This window comes from Brevibacterium sp. 'Marine', from assembly GCF_012844365.1.
Taxonomy (GTDB): Bacteria; Actinomycetota; Actinomycetes; order Actinomycetales; family Brevibacteriaceae; genus Brevibacterium.
In genome coordinates, this window is record NZ_CP051626.1 from 1,726,187 (window position 1) to 1,742,737 (window position 16,551).

Below are 16,551 nucleotides of genomic sequence, written 5' to 3' on the forward strand. Positions count from 1 at the left end.
CTAGGGTGAGAGAGTTGAATCACTGCCATCCTCGTTGACCAGTTCTCTGGAGACATATGCGCCTGCGCACCCTGACCTCGTCCTTGCTCGCCCTCGCTCTGGTCATCACTGGACCCGCGGCCGCCTCCGCGACCGGCCTCGGCAGTGCCCATGCGCCCACCGACTCGCAGGTGGCCGAGACCGGGGAGCTGACTCTGTTGGCGACGACGGATGTTCACGGCCACGTCCTCAACTGGGACTACTTTGCGAACAAGCCCTACCCGGCAGGGGAGGAGCTGGGCATGTCCCGAGCCTCGACGCTGATCAAGGGAGTACGCGAGGACAAAGGTGCAGAATCCGTGCTCCTCGTCGACAACGGCGACACCATCCAAGGCAATCCGTTGGCCTACTACTACGCCAAACAGGAGCCGATCACGACCAGCGGCCAAACACACCCGCTGGCCAAGACCTACAACCATCTGGGATACGACGCACAGGTGGTCGGCAACCACGAATTCAACTACGGCCTCGACCTGCTGGCCACCTACAGCGACCAAGTCGACTTCCCGCTTCTCGGCGCCAATGTCATCGACGACGCAGACGGTCAAACCCATCTGGACCCGTACGCGCTGGTCGACAAACAGGTCGATGGTGAGACGATCACCGTCGGCGTCCTCGGCGTGACCACTCCCGGCAGCCGAATCTGGGACAAGAACAACTTGTCCGGAAAGGTGCACTTCGACGATCCCGTCGAGACAGCCCAGAAGTATGTCCCCGAGATGAAACAGAAGGGCGCCGACGTCATCGTCGTGCTCTCCCACTCCGGCAAAGATCCGAAAGGACAGAACTGGGATCCCGACCGACTGCAGGAGAACGTCAGCACTTCAGTGGCGCAGGTTCCCGGAATCGATGTCCTCGTCGCCGGCCATACCCACCAGAACGAACCCAGCCAAGTCGTGACCCGCGACGACGGCAGCCAGGTGCTCATCACCCAACCGAACTACTGGGCCCGTTCGGTCTCAGAGGTGGGACTGCCGATCAACCTCGACACCCACCACGTCGACTGGGGCGAGGCCGAGCCGCACGCGGACGCTCTCGCCGCCCAAGGCGAAGTCACTGAGGATCAGGAGATCAAAGACCTCGTCGAAGAGCAGCACCGGACCACGATCGATTACGTGAACACGAAGATCGGCTCGGTGACCGAAACGCTGTCGGCGAAGACCTCATACTATGAGGATACGGCGATCCTCGACTTCATCTCTCACGTCCAGACCGAGACGGTGGAAGAAGGACTGAAAGGAACGGACTATGACGATCTTCCCGTCATCTCACAGGCATCTCCCTTCAGCCGCACCGCAGAGTTCCCGGCCGGCGACATCACGATCCGAGACGTGGCCGGACTCTACGTCTACGACAACACTCTTGCCGGAGTCGAGATCAACGGTGCCCAGCTGCGTGACTACCTCGAATACTCGGCACGCTATTTCAAACAGACCGAAGAAGGCGCCGAATTCGACCCGGTCGACGGCACCAACGCGATCGACGAAGTCTCTGAATCTCCGATCCCGGACTACAACTATGACGCTCTGGCCGGAATCGACTACGACATCAATGTCTCCAAACCGATCGGGGAGAGGATCGAGAACCTCAAACAGGCCGACGGCAGCGAAATCGGAGACACCGACCGGTTCATCCTCGCGATCAACAACTACCGACAGTCCGGGGGAGGCGGCTATCCGGTCGACGGACTCAAGGAGGTCTACAACGAACAGGTCGAGGTGCGCCAGGCCCTCATCGACTGGGCCGAGGAAAAGCAGATCGTCGACCCTGCCGACTTCTTCGACGAGAACTGGCAGGTCGTCACCAGCAGCCGTTCACCCGGCGGAGATGATGACGATTCCACTGACAGCGAAGATTCCGACAGCTCCGGCGAAGTCACTGCCGAGGCGGATTCGAATGGATCCGATGGTGCTGAGTCCGACGCCGGTGCGACCTCCGACAGCTCGGGTTCCGGGAGTTCCGGAAGCGCTGACGGGGAGGACAACGCCGGAGAGGCAACATCCGAGAACGACGACTCGGCGAACAGTGCATCGGACGGCAATGCTGAAGGCGGCGAAGCTGACGACTCGGCAGCCGGCGCAGGCGGTGGCGCTGACCTGCCACGGACCGGTCTCGAGCTTGCCGCAAGCATCGGCATCGCCGCCGCGATCATCGCACTCGGTACGGCTCTCGTGTACTTCTCACGCCGCCGTCGCCGTTGAGCGACCGGCTGCAGCGGGTGGGACTCAACGATCAGAAAGTCGGTCGAGCGTCCGGTCCATGTTGATCGGGTTCGCCTCGGCGGCAACTCACGTAGAGTGAGAGTGACAGCAGTCAGCTTTGAAGAAGGAGAGAGTCAAGCATGGCCAACACAGCATTTCAGGGATCTCCGGTCAAGACCGTCGGCGACCTGCCCGCCAAGGGCGAGCAGTCTCCGGCCTTCAGCCTCGTCGGCAGCGACCTCGGCGATGTGAATTCCCAGGATCACTCGGGCAAGCGCGTCGTGCTCAACATCTTCCCCAGCCTCGATACGGGCGTGTGCGCCGCCTCGGTGCGCAAATTCAATGAACTCGCCGCGGGTCTGGAGAACACCACCGTTCTGTGCGTGTCCAACGACCTTCCATTCGCCCAGGCTCGCTTCTGCGGTGCCGAAGGCATTGAGAACGTCGTCACGGCATCGGGATTCCGCAGCTCGTTCGGCAAGGACTTCGGCGTGACCATGGTCGATGGCCCGCTCGCCGGTCTGCTCGCACGGTCCGTCGTCGTCCTCGATGGGAAGGGCACCGTAACGTACACGCAGCTCGTCGACGAGATCACGACCGAACCCGACTACGATTCGGCAATCGCGGCTCTGGGAGCCTGATCTCCTCTTCGCAGGTCGGAACTTCGCCCTGCGAATAGTGAACCGGGCGGGTCTCACGCGAGTCCCGCCCGGTTCGCTTTCTGTCAGCAACGTGTGCCGATACGAGTCGTTGCCTTGTTTGCCAACAGGCAGCACATGCCAATAGCCGGCACATGCCGACGTGCTCACATGTCGATGACGGTGATCGGCAGGGCATAGTCGACGCCGGCGAGTTCTCCACCGCTCGTGGTGATTCCGGGAATCATGTCCTTCGGTGCCGGATGGTCGCCGAGCGCGTTCAAATAGACCTTGTGCGCCTCGAGGGAGCGCACACCACGATTGACGTGCTCGGCCGTGAGCGCCACGGCGTGTGTGGGCTGTCCTCCGTTGATGAGCAGTCGATCCGCCTTCCACGCTTCGAGTCCCTCGTACTTGAGGTCGGTGAAGACCCAGGGATTGTCGGCATCGCGGATCGCATCGACGGTGGCGACGCCGGCATGGCGATGGTCGACATGATTGAGTCCCCACTGAACCTTGAGGTCGAAGGTTGTCACGACGACCGCGTTCGGTCGGAACTCACGAATTTTCCGCGCAATCGCCTTTCGCAACTCGTGCGTGGATTCCAGCAGACCATCCGGGAAGTCGAGGATCTCCAGATCGTCGACGCCGACCATATTGCACGCCCGACGCTGCTCATCCGCGCGCAGCGGTGCCACCTCCTCAGGGGGCATATTCCGGATCCCCGCCTCCCCGCGGGTGAGCAAGAGATAGGCGACCTCCTTGCCTTCATCGGTCCATTTTGCCACTGCCGCCGAACCGCCGTATTCCATATCGTCGGGGTGCGCGACCACGCAGAGCACACGGTTGATATCAGAGTCATCGAAAAGCGGGATCTCAGTCATGATTCCAGGCTAGGCGGCAGCTCGCAGTTGCGCTAGAGAGCGGGGACGGGTACGCGATTGGGTACGATATGGATGACCCACGGATCGAGTGAAGGCAGACGATGATGAACAGACCACTCGTAGCGGTGACTCTGGCCCTGGGGCTGGTTCTCACCGGATGTTCGGCGTTCCGGGTCAGCAGCTCGGACGATGCGGGATCCAAGCCGGCAAACGTGGGGATCGGTGACGGGCAGTCACCTTCGCCGACAGCAACCGGTCCGACGATTCCCGATGGCATGAGTGAGACCACTGTCGAACTGGGTGGACAGTGTCCCGTCGAAGTCAGCTTGGCCTTGAGCGCTGACTGGGCTGACGGGTCCGGATACGACGGATATCGACTCTATGAAACCGATTCCGGAGCGATCATCACGGTCAACTGTCTCGATGATGACGAGTCGACACCACAAGCATTGGTGGACAAGGCACGAGAGCGGATGTTCAGCACTTCGGGATCATCCATGGGCAGCGAGTCCACCGGTTCACTCAGCGGGGGAGAGTACTGGGTCTTCCATGGCACGCTGGCTCCCGACGATATGCGAGCAGTCGACAAGGAAGATTCCGTGATCTTCGGTGCCGTTGCCGGAATATCCGTCGAGGGTCGGCTTTTCAAGGTCAGCGTCGACATGCTCGCGCAAGCCGATGACACCGAGGCGCAGGACCAGTTCAGACAGATGCTGCCGACGGTTCGCCTCGACGATCAGGTGCTCAAAGCCCCAGACCTGCGCTGAGCCTGCCGACCGTCGGACATGCGTTTGAGCAGTTCCCGGGCCGCAATCCTTCCCGCTCTGGTGGCTCCGACCGTAGAACTGGCTGATCCGTAGCCGACGAGGAACAGCCGCGGATCGTCTTTGACCGCGACCTCGGTGTCCATGGAGATCCCGCCATCCGGTGTGCGAAGACGCAGCGGTGCAAGGTGTTTGAGCGCCGCCCGGAACCCTGTATTCCAGAAGATCACGTCGATCTCTTCGTCTCGTGGTTCGTCGAATGGAGCCCATGACTCGGGCACTGCCAGATGGTCGCTGGCTGAAGGACCGAGACCCTCCGCCGAGGTCGGAGGTTCGGAGTCGCCGATTCCGGGGAAGTGGACACCGTGCGGAAGGATGCGGTCGAACATGCCGCGAGAGACCAGAATTCCCGAGTCGATTCCGACTCGGAATTCGCGGCGGATCGGCAGTCCGGTGGTTCGGACGACGCTGGCAGGGGCCATACCGGACAGTGTTCGCTCCCGGACGGCCCGTTCGACTTCGAGGCCCCACTGGCCGTCGAATTCTCTGGACGTGAAGTTCGGGGGACGGCGTGTGGCCCAGAGAGCGTCGGTCACCTCGGCGAGTTCGAGAAGAAACTGGGTGGCGGAGATTCCGCCGCCGACGACGAGTGTGCGCAGTCCCCGAAAGTCTTCGACGTCTCGGAAGTTCACGGTATGCAGCTGGTGGCCCTCGAACTCGCCGATGCCAGGGACGAAGGGGACGTAAGGCTGGGTCCAGGTGCCGGTCGCGTTGATGAGAAAGTCGGTGGAGAGCGTCACCTGTCCGCCGTCGATGGTGGCAACGATGGTGAACCGTCCCTGTCCGGGTTCTTCGGACCGAACGGTCTCCACTTCAGCCGGGCGGATGACACAGAGTTCGAGCTCGCGTTCGAAGCGGGAATAGTAGTCGGACACGACCTGCGAGGCGGGGACGTTCGGGTCGGGACGTCCGAGAGGGAATCCAGGCAGGTCGGAGATGTGGTTGGTGGTGCCCAAGGTCAGGGAGTCCCACCGTTCGCGCCAGGCTCCACCAGGGCCCTCTCCGGCATCGAGGATGATGAAGTCTTTGCCCGGTGCGAGGCCGTCGCGCCAGAGATAATGTGCTGCGGACAGTCCGGCTTGGCCCGCGCCGATGATGACGATCGGCCAATGAGAATCGATCAGGAGCTCGTTGATTCGGCACACCATGTGGCCATTGTTCCAGGTTACTGTCGTCAAGGTCTTACTGCCCACACGTATGCGATGTTCTGATCAATTCCGGCCGACGTTCTTAGGGCATCATCGAGCAGATCTGGCGCAGTCTGGCCCGCGGGGATTGGAATAGCAGTCTTCGTCGACGAGGTAGCGGTGATAACGGTAGACCTCGATGCCGATGTCGTTGCTGGCGACGTGAGCGAATCCGTCGATAGGAAGCCAGGGGCCACCGTCGACGGAGAATTCTCCGCTGAATGTTGCAGTCATCGAAGCCGACACTTTGCCCGATTCTTGGTATTCGTGTCCGATCTGTGGGGCGCCGCCAGGCAGCGGCCTCGCACCCTTCGCGGTGGTTGCCGTGCCCGATCCGTCTCCGAAGTCCCAGTTGAAGCGCTCTGGGGTGACTTTGACTTTGACGGCATAGGTCAGCAGTGTCATGTCGATATAGCTGACATCGGTGTCCGTCCAGAAGGCGGCCGGTTTACCGACGACGGCCCAATCCTTTGGCCAGGCGTAGATTGTGGGTGCCGGAATGTCGAAGTTCTGAAACTGCGATTCCGGGATGTGCGTCGGGGGATCGGGCCGAGCCGGAGCGCCTCCGCCACCGCCTCCACCGCCGGGGCCGGGTTCGCTCACGCACAGATAGCCAACCTCTTCCGTCGGACAGTCAGGCAGTCCACCGCCGCCACCTCCGCCGCCGCTACCGCCACCTCCGCCGCCGCTACCGCCGCCTCCGGAGCCGCCGCCATTGCCGCCTCCGCCAGAGCCGCCACCTCCGGAGCCACCGCCACCGCCAGAGCCACCGCCACCGCCAGAGCCGCCCCCGCCGCCTGGGGTGTCAGCCGAGCAGCTATTGATATTTCGCATATCGCAGGTAGGAGAAGCCAACGCAGGTGGCGGCAGAAATAATACTTGGGCCAGGACAACTGCGAGGAACACACCCAAAAGAGCATTCGCCTTCAACATTTGCGTTCTCGAAGGGTTTGTTCCGTGACTTTCCAGTTGCCAGATTCTTTGTAGATGTTGTGTTCCATTGTCACCAGCTCATCGCTATTGGGTGTTTGCGATTCGTCCTTTGGCAGCAATGACCACTTCGAAAGGTCGAAACAGAAGTGGACTGTGACAGCAGTGGGTGAAACAGATCCCGCCTCGGACTCAACTTTCTCTATTTCGATATTGCTGGGGGTGACGTCGCCGGTGAATCTATACGATCCATCTTTGATGACCTCAACATCTCCGTTGACGGATTTCAGCGCTTCACCATCGGCGTATTCTGGAAATTCATCTGCGGCGGCGAAATCCCCTGAATAGGCCTTATTGACTGTCTGAAAGTACCCGACGAACGCCACCAACGCGCCCTCGACGGCCTTCTTCTCCTCTTGATCGAGGTCGAGGTCGGTTTCGTAGTCGGGGATGGCCACCTCGGTGGGGTCATCAGTCGCCCCTCCGTCCGACTGCTGCGCAGGCAAGGTCGACGTCGGTGCGGCTACCGGGGAATTATCGGCGCAGCCGACGACCGAGACCAAACTCAGCGCGGAGAATACGGCAACGAATACTTGGGCAGGTCGACGATACGGTCGGGACGATCCAGTTCTCATTCCACGCCTCTGTGGTCTGCAACTGCGGCGCGACCCGGTCGGTCGACACCCGGATTCCCTACATTATTCGACAGGCACGCTTTTTAGAACAGGCGAAGTCGAATCTGTGGATAACTCACGTCCGAGTGCGTGGACGCATGTGTCTTTCGGCGACTACCCCACTATATGTTTGCAGCCTTTGCCGCCTTGGCCGCAGCCTTCTGCTGCTTCTTGAAGGCACGCACCTCTTGCAGAGTGACGTCATCGCGGACATCGGCGATCGAACGGCGGGCATCTGGGTCTCCGTAGTCACCAGCGGCCTTCTGCCAGCCCTCGGCCCGAAGTTCGAACTGCTTGCCGAGCAGGGCCAGGAAGATCTTGGCCTTCTGATCACCGAAACCGGGCAGCTTCTTCAGACGTTTGAGCACCTCAGCGCCGCTGGGATCACCCTCAGTCCAGATCGCCTCGGGATTCCCGTCGTAGTCGTCGATGATGGCTGCCGCGAGCTTCTGCACGCGTCCGGCCATCGACTTCGGAAACCGGTGCACCGCGGGAGTCTGCGCGAAGATGTCGAGGAAATCATCCGGATTCATCTCTGCGATCTCGTCGATGTCGAGATTGCCCAGTCGTTCAGCGAGCTTGGCCGGACCCGCGAAGGCACTCTCCATGGTCACCTGCTGATCAAGCAGCATTCCGACGAGCAGGGCGAAGCGGTCTTCGGCCAACAGCGCATCGGCCTTCGGGTCTCCAGACAGGAACAGTGAAGTCATGTCCCCATCTTCGCACGCCTGCCCCTGCTGTCCACGCCCGGTATCATCGACAGATGACCTGCCCCTGCTCCGGAATGCCTCCGGGTACCGACTACGACGACTGCTGCCGTCCAGCCCTCGACGGCGAAACGTGGCCCACCACCGCCGAGGCGCTCATGCGCTCCCGCTACACCGCCTTCGTCTGCGGCAACGAAGACCACCTCTTCCGCACCTGGCACGCCAAGACCCGACCCGACGATGTCGGCGTCGATGACGCCACCACGTGGCTCGGTCTCGAAATCGAGGCAACCACTGGCGGGGGAGTCGACGATTCCACCGGCACTGTGCACTTCCGCGCGCGATTCCGGGACCACCTCGGCGATCATGTTCTCGAAGAGAACTCCTCCTTCGTCCGCAGAGCCGGCCGGTGGATGTACCTCGAAGCCCTCGAAAGCTGACCCAACCACTTCGAGATCCGACGACGGCTATGCCTATACTGGTGGTCGGCGCATCCAACGCCCAGCCGAGGTCGTGTTCCCAGCACACCGACCGCATGGCGAAGGGGAGAAAATCCTCGGACGAAACCGGCACGGTGATTTCCTGACCAGGTTTCGTGCTGGGGGAGACTTGGTCGCCACAGGAAGTGACACCATGACCAAGGACAACGATTTCAAGAAACTCGTTCGCACGCGGATGACCGAAACCGGTGAGAACTTCACCACGGCCCGCACCGCGCTGATCGCCGCGAAACAGAACGCGAACCAGAGTGCAGTGCCCCGGTCGACTACCGGCCGCGGAGCCACCATCGACTCGGAGATCGCACGGTTTCGGGCGAAGACACTGAGAACATTCATGCCCGACGGCCGCCTCGTCGCCATTCCGACGAAACGCCGTGCCCTCGTACTCGTCCTCATCGAAGTCCTCGCCGCCATAGAACCAGACCGGGTCTACAGCGAGAAACGGCTGGGCGCCATCCTCAGTGATTTCCACCCGGACTTCGCCCTGCTGCGGCGTGAACTCATCGACTATCGGCTGCTCGAACGCAATGCCCACACCGGCGAATACTGGGTCAACCCGAACCCGCCGACTCATACAGGCTCACAAGCCCAGGAAATGGCCGGGCTCGAGGTATTTCTGCGCTGAACCGGCGACGGCGTATCCTTGAAGCTCGAACCACAAACAGGCAGACACGAGGAGCATCCATGGCCTACCACGCCGATTCGACCGATCTCGACGAAAAAGAGATTCTCAGCTGGGACATGTTCGGCCGGTCGGCGCGGGAAATGGCGCAGACCATCGCGGATTCCGACTACGATCCCGAGATCGTCATCGCCGTGGCCCGCGGTGGACTGCTGCCTGCCGGAGCACTGGCCTACGCCCTCGGGCTCAAGCTCTCCGACGCCATCAACGTCGAGTTCTACACCGACGTCCACGAGACCCTGCCCGACCCGATCCTGCTCGCCCCGATGCTCGACATCGAAGCGATCAAGGGTAAGAAGCTGCTCGTCGTCGACGACGTCGCCGACTCCGGCCGCACCCTGGCTCTCGTCCTCGAACTGCTGCGCAAACACGGTGCGGAAGCCCAGTCGGCCGTCATCTATGCGAAGTCCGCATCGATCATCGACCCGGACTTCGTGTGGAAGCGCACCGATCAGTGGATCGTCTTCCCCTGGTCGGCCGAGCCTCCCGTCGAACCCAGCAAGTAAGCTGACCGTATGGAGGAGACACGGGACATCGCGGCCCCGTGCGGACGCGTGCGCGCCTACGTCAGCGAGGATGTGATCCGGGCACGAGGCATCCGCTATGCCCGCGCAGGTCGTTTCCTCCCTCCCGTCGATGAACCTCCGGTGGACGTCATCGACGGCGGTCAACCGGGCCCGGCCAGCCCGCAGCTGCGCCGCGACCCGAACGCCGGAATGACCTTCGACCAACTCGGTGGGCTTCCCATCAGCGAAGACTGTCTGCGCGTGAGCGTGACCATGCCGAAGGGCTCCGCCACCGAGGCGGGACTTCCCGTCCTCGTCTGGATCCACGGCGGAGCCTACGTCGCCGGTGCCGGAGACGCGGAGATCTACGATCCGCACGCCCTGGCCGCCGAACAGAACATCATCGTCGTCTCCGTGACCTACCGCCTCGGAGTCCTCGGATACCTCGGAACCGGGCGAGACGAACACCTCAACCTCGGAGTGCTCGATCAGATCTCCGCCCTGCGCTGGGTGCAGAGGAACATCTCCGCCTTCGGAGGCAACCCGGACAATGTCACGGTCGCCGGACAGAGCGCCGGGGCCGACGCCTGCGCTCACCTCATGATCGCCGACGGCACCGCAGGACTCTTCCGCCGGGTGCTCATGGCCTCAGCTCCCTTGGGACTGGCCGGCGGCACGGACGCAATGAACTGGGCAATGGGGAAAGTCGCCCAGAAGATCGACCCGGCAGCCAGCATCGATGACATTCTCAGAGCGCAGGAGGAGGTGCACAAGGCCGCCCTCGTCGGAGGCCTGCATGCCGGAATGTGCTTCGGAGTCCGCTACGGCCGGTACCCGCTGCCATCACGAACGAAGGCAGACGAAGCCTGGGCCACAGTCGCCCCGAAATTCGACGTGCTCATGACGCGCACGGAACGGGAGATGGCCTTCTTCGCCGGCTTCGTTCCCGCGCTGCGTCGCCTCCACGACCGCACACTGACCTCCCCGATGCTCGAATCCCTCATCTCCGGCATCACGTCGGCGGTCTACACTCGGGCCGGACGCGAATTCTACGACCGCCACCGGATGTCCGGCGGTCAGGGCGCACGCCTGCTCATCGTCTCCCGCGGGGACGGCAGCTTCTTCGACGCCGCCCACTCCGGAGACCTGCCGCTGATCTTCCCCGGCGAGATCTGGCACGATTCCTTCCTCGACTACGGTGCGACCACTGATATCGCCGGTCCCGAGCTGCGCCGGATCTGGGGAGAGTTCGCCACCTCGGGCAGCCTGCCGCGCGTGCGGGTGCCCGGACTCATCGACATCATGGGCTGACCTGTTCGGCTTCGCGATCACCGTCCTGCGTCCCCGGTCTGTCGTCTTTTCACAACCGCCATGTCACCGGCGTGAACTACCGTTGGACCATGGACGCACATCAGATCTCGGCAGCCCGGCTGATCTCGCAGGGACTCATCGGACCTCCACCTGAGTCACCGACAGGATCCGACCTCTCACCTGCCGGAGCCGTCGTCGAGCATCTCGGCTGCGTCCAAGCCCAAGCCCTCGGCGGAGCACTGGTCTCCATCGCCCTGCGCTCAGGGCCGGATGTCACTGACGGTGTGGCTGCCGTCCGTGCCGCCATCGATTCCGGAGAGATCGTGCGTTCCTGGACCCAACGCGGCACCATCCACCTGACCACGGCCAAGGACATCGGATGGATCCTCGGCCTCACCGGGGCACGGACCATGAAATCCACGGCCAAGCGGCGTGAGCACTTCGGCATCACCGACGCCATGCTCGATACTGCAGCCGAACTCGCCACAGCAGCCATCCGGGAACGGGGACCGCTGACGCGCTTCGAACTGCTCGACGCATTCGCTCCCATCGGCGCCGGAGACGAATACGGCCACGCCCGGTACCTCATCACGTCCCTGGCACTGCAGAACATCATCGTCCAAGCCCCCATGATCGAGGGCAAGGACGATATGAAATACGTGCTCACCGCAGATTGGGTGCCTGCCCCCACGGAGTTGGACACCGAGGCGGCCGACCACGAATGGGTGAGACGCTTCGTCACCAGCCACGGCCCGGTCACGGTCGACGACGCGACACGCTGGACGGGACTGCCGAAGACGAGGATGAGAAAGGCCATTCAGGCCGGAATCGTTGCCGGTGAGATTGTGAGCTCCGACATCGACGGCACCGAATACGTGCACGCACCGGATCTGGAGGACCGGCTGGCCGAATGGGAGACTGCGGCGCAGGAGACCATGTTGCTGCCGGGATTCGACGAGATCATCCTCGGGTACAAGGATCGCAGCGCCACTCTCGACCCTGCCCACGAAAGACTCGTTGTGCCCGGAGGCAACGGAATGTTCAAGAACACAGTTCTGACCGGCACACGTGCGCGCGCCACGTGGAAGCGATCACCCCGCAAGACCGGTCCGCGAGTCCTTGTCGACACCTTCCCAGGGGAGAGAGTTGACCTCGAGGCCGTCGAAACGGTGAGCGCAACCCACCCGGCCTTCGTCTGAGAACGCAATCGCGACCGACGATGAACGAACTCCACACGACACGCACACCGTTGGCCGGCCAGATGACCGCGGCTGACCGACCGGGATCGACGCCGCAGAGCATCGCCGTAGGGATCATCCTCAACCCCAAACACCCGGCGACCCTGCGGGCGTATGCCGAGCTCGTGCCGGAACTGCGCAATGTCGGCGCACACTACCGAAGCATGACCACCAGCGTCGAACGCTCCGGTCGGTGGCAGGCCGAACAGCTCATCGCGTGGGGAGCCGACACCATCATCATCCTCGGTGGTGACGGCACCATCCGGGCGACGGCGGCGGTGCTCGCCGAGGCAGGGACTCCCACATTCCTCATTCCGACCGGGACCGCGAACGTGCTCAGCCGTCATATCGGCTTCCGATCCTCCCGACATGCAATCGACCTGTGCGTGGGTACTATCGCGTCGATCATCCGTGTCGGCGATCCGCCGAACCTCCGGAACGTTCCGATCAATACTGCCGATTTCCAGACGGCCGATGGCGCTCGACATCGCACCGAGTTCATCAGCCTCGCCGGCATCGGGGGAGACGCCCGGGCCGTGGCCCACCACCGCTCCGCTCCCGGACTGCTCGGCTACGCCTGGGGAGCCGCGCGAGCCCTCTTCGCCGCGGACTTCACCGCGAGTACGGCAGACACCGCAAGCATGAGGGACACCGCGAGCACACGGGAAAGAACCGCCGGCGCAGGGGAGGCAACCGCCTCGGGGCAGGTGTGGTCGGTGATGGTCTCGAAGGTGACCCGGCCTGCAGGACCCATCGCTGTGTTCCCCGAGGCGCGGATCGGTGCTCAGACCTTCTCCATGCTCACCGTCGGTCCGTTCCCGCTCTCACCCATCGGGCGGTGTCGAGCCTGGGCAGGAATCGCCGCAGCATGCCTGCGGGGCAAGCCGGACGCCCACCGGCTCATGAACTATCGTCGTACGACCGAGACGACAGTCGCGGTCGAATCACCGGTACCGGTACAACTCGACGGAGACCTCATCGGCGACTGCCTGGATCTGCGGGTGAGCGCCGGTGAGAAGACACTGCTGGTCTCAGCGCCGACGGCGTGACGTGCCGAAGATTCCGCGCGCGATCTCGCGTGCCGCGGTCCTTGTGAACTGTTTGAACGCCGAGGACTTCACGACCTGAGTGAACAGGTTCTCGTCGTCGTTCTTCGCCGGCTTCTTGCCGCCGGCACCGGGCTCCTCCGGGAAGTCGATCTTGTCCGCCGGCGCGGACTGCTGTTCCTCGGCGTGAGCTTCTGAACCGCCTTCGAGGCGTTCGGCGAGGATTTCGCGGGCAGATTCGTTGTCGATCGCGGTGCCGTACTTCTCGCGCTGGGGCGAAGCCGCCACAGCCGCTTTGATCTCGTCTTCGCTCATCGGCCCCATCTTCGACTCCGGAGCCCGCATCCGTGTCGGCGCCACCGGAGTCGGAGCGCCGTCGGGGTCCATGACGGTGACCACGGCTTCGCCGATGCCCAGTGATGTGAGCAGCTCTTCGAGGTCGTAGTCGGACTTCGGGAAGGTCTGCACAGTTGCCTTGAGTGCCTTGGCATCGTTGGGTGTGTGCGCCCGCAGCTGGTGCTGAATGCGCGAACCCAATTGTGCGAGCACCTCTTCTGGAACATCCTTCGGCGTCTGCGTGACGAAGAAGATGCCGACACCCTTCGACCGGATGAGCCGCACCGTCTGCGTCACCGACTGGAGGAAGGCCTTCGACGCGTCGGCGAAGAGCAGGTGCGCCTCGTCGAAGAAGAACACGAGGGAGGGCTTGTCGGGGTCGCCGACCTCCGGCAGGTCCTGGAACAGGTCGGCCAGCAGCCACATGAGGAACGTGGAGAACAGTGCCGGCGACTGACTGAGCTTCTGCAGCTCGAGCACGGAGACGATTCCGGCACCGTTGTCGTCGGTGCGCAGCAGATCGGCGGTGTCGAATTCCGGTTCTCCGAAGAACACGTCGCCGCCCTGAGCGGCGAGTTCGGAGATCTTGCGCAGGATGACGCCGACGGTGGCCTTCGACGCTCCGCCGATGCCTTCGAGATCGGCCTTGCCCTCGTCGGAGGTGAGGAAGGTGAGGACGGCTTTGAGGTCCGAGAGGTCGAGCAGCGCCAATCCTGCCTGATCGGCATAGTGGAAGACCAGAGAGAGGACGGATTCCTGAGTGTCGTTGAGTTCGAGCACCTTGGCCAGCAGGATCGGACCGAACGAGGTCACCGTCGCCCGCAGCGGAGTGCCCAGTCCCGAATCCCCGAGAGTGTAGAACTCGGTCGGATTGTCCTTGGGCTGCCAGTCCTGACCGGCGGCATCGAGGCGCTTGCGCAGCTTGTCGGATTCGACACCGGCAGCGCCGATGCCCGACAGGTCGCCCTTGATATCGGAGGCGAAGACCGGCACCCCCGCCCGGGACAGCTGTTCGGCGAGCACCTGAAGAGTCACGGTCTTTCCGGTTCCCGTGGCCCCGGCGACCAGTCCGTGCCGATTGAGCATGGACAACGGGATGGAGATCGGAGTCTCCTTCGAGGGGTCCTCACCGTCGAGGGCGACCCCCAGGTCGAGGGTCGCCCCATCGAAGGTGTATCCGTCTTTGAGTGTCTGCAGTGCCTGCTCAGTCATGAGTCAATCTTTACACAGCAGCACCGAGGTGGTGGAGGAATTCTGCATGGATCCGCAGGTCCGTGCCCAGCTCAGGATGGAAGCTGGCTCCCCACACCGAACCCTGCCGAACGAGGACGGGCACATCGTCATGACGAGCGAGCACCTCGGTGCCGGGCCCGAGTTCGAGGATCTGCGGGGCCCGAATGAATGTGCCCTCGACCGGTTCGTCCAGCCCACGTACTGCCAGCGGAGCGGTGAAGGACTCGCGTTGTCGACCGTAGGCGTTACGGGCCACGGTGACATCCAGGCCGCCGAGGCGGTCGTATCCGCCCAGCGAATCGTCGCTGAGCCGGTCGGCCAGGAGAATGAGCCCAGCACACGTGCCGAAGACCGGCAGACCGCCTGACATGCGTTCGCGCAGTCTCGCGAAGAGATCCGTGCCGGCGGCGATGCGCACCATGGCCGTGGACTCTCCGCCGGGCAGAATCAGCGCATCGAGGCCGGCGAGGTGTTCGGACTTGGTGACCTTGAGGGTGTCGACCCCCAGGGAGCCGAGCATGAGCAGATGCTCACGGAAGGCTCCCTGGAGGGCGAGGACGCCGACTCTCACCAGCCGCGCTCGGCCAGGCGGTGCGGTGCGGGGACATCGGCGACGTTGATGCCGACCATCGCATCGCCGAGCCCGCGTGAGGCCCTGGCCACTGCGTCCGAGTCGTCGAAGTGCGTGGTCGCCTCGACGATGGCCTTCGCACGGGCCTCCGGGTTGCCGGACTTGAAGATGCCGGAGCCGACGAAGACGCCGTCGGCACCGAGCTGCATCATCATCGCCGCATCTGCCGGGGTGGCGATGCCGCCGGCGACGAAGGTCACGACCGGCAGACGGCCGAGGCTGGCGACCTGCTTGACCAGATGGTACGGAGCGGCGATCTCCTTGGCTGCGACGTAGAGCTCGTCTTCGCTCTTCGCCCCCAGCGCACGGATCTCGGAGTTGATGGTGCGCAGGTGGCGCATCGCCTCCGAGACGTCGCCGGTGCCCGCTTCGCCTTTCGAACGGATCATCGATGCGCCCTCCTGGATGCGGCGCAGTGCCTCACCGAGGTTGGTCGCACCACAGACGAACGGCACTGTGAAGACGGACTTGTCGATGTGGTTGACATAGTCGGCGGGGGAGAGGACCTCGGATTCGTCGATGTAGTCGACACCGAGGGTCTCGAGGATCTGGGCCTCGACGAAGTGTCCGATGCGGGCCTTGGCCATCACCGGGATGGATACGGCGCCGATGATCGAGTCGATGAGGTCGGGGTCGCTCATCCGAGCGACTCCACCCTGTGCGCGGATGTCGGCGGGGACGCGTTCGAGTGCCATCACGGCGGAGGCTCCCGCCGCCTCGGCGATGCGTGCCTGCTCTGCGTTGACGACGTCCATGATGACGCCGCCCTTGAGCATCTGAGCCAGTCCGGTGTTGAGCAGGGTCTGTGTTTCGGTCATTGTGGTGCAAGTCCATTCACTGTCGCGGAGTCGATCCGGGTCGACGAAAGCGAACAGAACCGAGCGATCTCGGTCTGCTGCCCAACGTCGGAGGGATCGTATTTCTTCGGGGTGAACGGCCGTTCCCGACCAGCCTAATCCGAAGAGTGGCTCAGTCAGAGAGCCA

General features: G+C 63.1%; 17 protein-coding genes. 9 read left to right on the forward strand and 8 right to left on the reverse strand.

Annotated elements, in window-relative coordinates; all coding sequences use genetic code 11:
- Window positions 1–56: 56 nt before the first annotated feature.
- A complete protein-coding gene (locus HF684_RS07745) occupies window positions 57–2,240 on the forward strand; it encodes a 5'-nucleotidase C-terminal domain-containing protein (RefSeq protein ID WP_169252029.1) in 2,184 nt (727 codons plus the stop codon).
- A 140-nt stretch (window positions 2,241–2,380) separates the two neighbouring features.
- Window positions 2,381–2,881, forward strand: a complete 501-nt coding sequence (gene tpx / locus HF684_RS07750; protein ID WP_169252030.1) for a thiol peroxidase — start codon at window positions 2,381–2,383, stop codon at window positions 2,879–2,881.
- 164 nt (window positions 2,882–3,045) lie between these two features.
- On the opposite strand, the gene HF684_RS07755 is transcribed toward tpx, so the two are convergent.
- Window positions 3,046–3,762, reverse strand: a complete 717-nt coding sequence (locus HF684_RS07755; RefSeq protein WP_169252031.1) for a PIG-L deacetylase family protein — start codon at window positions 3,760–3,762, stop codon at window positions 3,046–3,048.
- 275 nt (window positions 3,763–4,037) lie between these two features.
- On the opposite strand from HF684_RS07755, the gene HF684_RS07760 reads away from it, so the two are divergent.
- Window positions 4,038–4,529 (forward strand): hypothetical protein, encoded by a 492-nt coding sequence (locus HF684_RS07760; protein WP_169252032.1) that lies wholly within the window; start codon window positions 4,038–4,040, stop codon window positions 4,527–4,529.
- On the opposite strand, the gene HF684_RS07765 is transcribed toward HF684_RS07760, so the two are convergent.
- The 4 genes from HF684_RS07765 to HF684_RS07780 all read right to left on the reverse strand — a co-directional run bounded on the left by HF684_RS07765 (window position 4,499) and on the right by HF684_RS07780 (window position 8,087).
- Window positions 4,499–5,734 carry an NAD(P)-binding domain-containing protein gene (locus HF684_RS07765; RefSeq protein WP_169252033.1) on the reverse strand — a complete coding sequence of 412 codons (1,236 nt, stop codon included), beginning with the start codon at window positions 5,732–5,734 and terminating at the stop codon, window positions 4,499–4,501. The genes HF684_RS07760 and HF684_RS07765 overlap by 31 nt on opposite strands.
- Window positions 5,735–5,824: 90 nt before the next feature.
- Window positions 5,825–6,376 (reverse strand): hypothetical protein, encoded by a 552-nt coding sequence (locus HF684_RS07770; protein ID WP_169250774.1) that lies wholly within the window; start codon window positions 6,374–6,376, stop codon window positions 5,825–5,827.
- Between the two features lie 323 nt (window positions 6,377–6,699).
- Window positions 6,700–7,338, reverse strand: coding sequence for a hypothetical protein (locus HF684_RS07775; protein WP_169252034.1), 639 nt, complete (start codon window positions 7,336–7,338; stop codon window positions 6,700–6,702).
- Between the two features lie 161 nt (window positions 7,339–7,499).
- Entirely contained in the window at window positions 7,500–8,087 is a 588-nt protein-coding gene (locus HF684_RS07780; protein ID WP_169252035.1) for an HhH-GPD-type base excision DNA repair protein, read from the reverse strand.
- 53 nt (window positions 8,088–8,140) lie between these two features.
- On the opposite strand from HF684_RS07780, the gene HF684_RS07785 reads away from it, so the two are divergent.
- The 6 genes from HF684_RS07785 (at window position 8,141) to HF684_RS07810 (ending at window position 13,370) form a co-directional block, all read left to right on the forward strand.
- Entirely contained in the window at window positions 8,141–8,524 is a 384-nt protein-coding gene (locus tag HF684_RS07785; RefSeq protein ID WP_248279170.1) for a YchJ family metal-binding protein, read from the forward strand.
- A 193-nt stretch (window positions 8,525–8,717) separates the two neighbouring features.
- Window positions 8,718–9,209 (forward strand): DUF2087 domain-containing protein, encoded by a 492-nt coding sequence (locus HF684_RS07790; protein ID WP_169252036.1) that lies wholly within the window; start codon window positions 8,718–8,720, stop codon window positions 9,207–9,209.
- A 59-nt stretch (window positions 9,210–9,268) separates the two neighbouring features.
- Entirely contained in the window at window positions 9,269–9,772 is a 504-nt protein-coding gene (locus tag HF684_RS07795; protein ID WP_025778180.1) for a phosphoribosyltransferase, read from the forward strand.
- A gap of 9 nt (window positions 9,773–9,781) precedes the next feature.
- Window positions 9,782–11,083 carry a carboxylesterase family protein gene (locus tag HF684_RS07800; RefSeq protein ID WP_169252037.1) on the forward strand — a complete coding sequence of 434 codons (1,302 nt, stop codon included), beginning with the start codon at window positions 9,782–9,784 and terminating at the stop codon, window positions 11,081–11,083.
- Window positions 11,084–11,172: 89 nt separating this feature from the next.
- Window positions 11,173–12,282 carry a winged helix DNA-binding domain-containing protein gene (locus HF684_RS07805; RefSeq protein WP_169252038.1) on the forward strand — a complete coding sequence of 370 codons (1,110 nt, stop codon included), beginning with the start codon at window positions 11,173–11,175 and terminating at the stop codon, window positions 12,280–12,282.
- A 20-nt stretch (window positions 12,283–12,302) separates the two neighbouring features.
- Window positions 12,303–13,370, forward strand: coding sequence for a diacylglycerol kinase family protein (locus tag HF684_RS07810; RefSeq protein WP_169252039.1), 1,068 nt, complete (start codon window positions 12,303–12,305; stop codon window positions 13,368–13,370).
- On the opposite strand, the gene HF684_RS07815 is transcribed toward HF684_RS07810, so the two are convergent.
- From HF684_RS07815 to pdxS, 3 genes are read right to left on the reverse strand one after another with little or no spacing between them, the layout of a single operon-like run.
- On the reverse strand, window positions 13,353–14,915 hold the full coding sequence (locus HF684_RS07815) for a helicase HerA-like domain-containing protein (protein WP_169252040.1): 1,563 nt from the start codon (window positions 14,913–14,915) through the stop codon (window positions 13,353–13,355). The two genes, HF684_RS07810 and HF684_RS07815, sit on opposite strands and share 18 nt — an antisense overlap.
- Window positions 14,916–14,925: 10 nt before the next feature.
- The gene (gene pdxT, locus HF684_RS07820) at window positions 14,926–15,507 is read right to left on the reverse strand and encodes a pyridoxal 5'-phosphate synthase glutaminase subunit PdxT (RefSeq protein ID WP_348981442.1); all 582 of its coding nucleotides are present in this window, start codon (window positions 15,505–15,507) and stop codon (window positions 14,926–14,928) included.
- Complete coding sequence (pdxS, locus tag HF684_RS07825; protein ID WP_169252041.1) at window positions 15,504–16,385, reverse strand: pyridoxal 5'-phosphate synthase lyase subunit PdxS; 882 nt, start codon at window positions 16,383–16,385, stop codon at window positions 15,504–15,506. Before pdxS ends, pdxT begins: the two co-directional genes overlap by 4 nt.
- Window positions 16,386–16,551 lie beyond the last annotated feature (166 nt).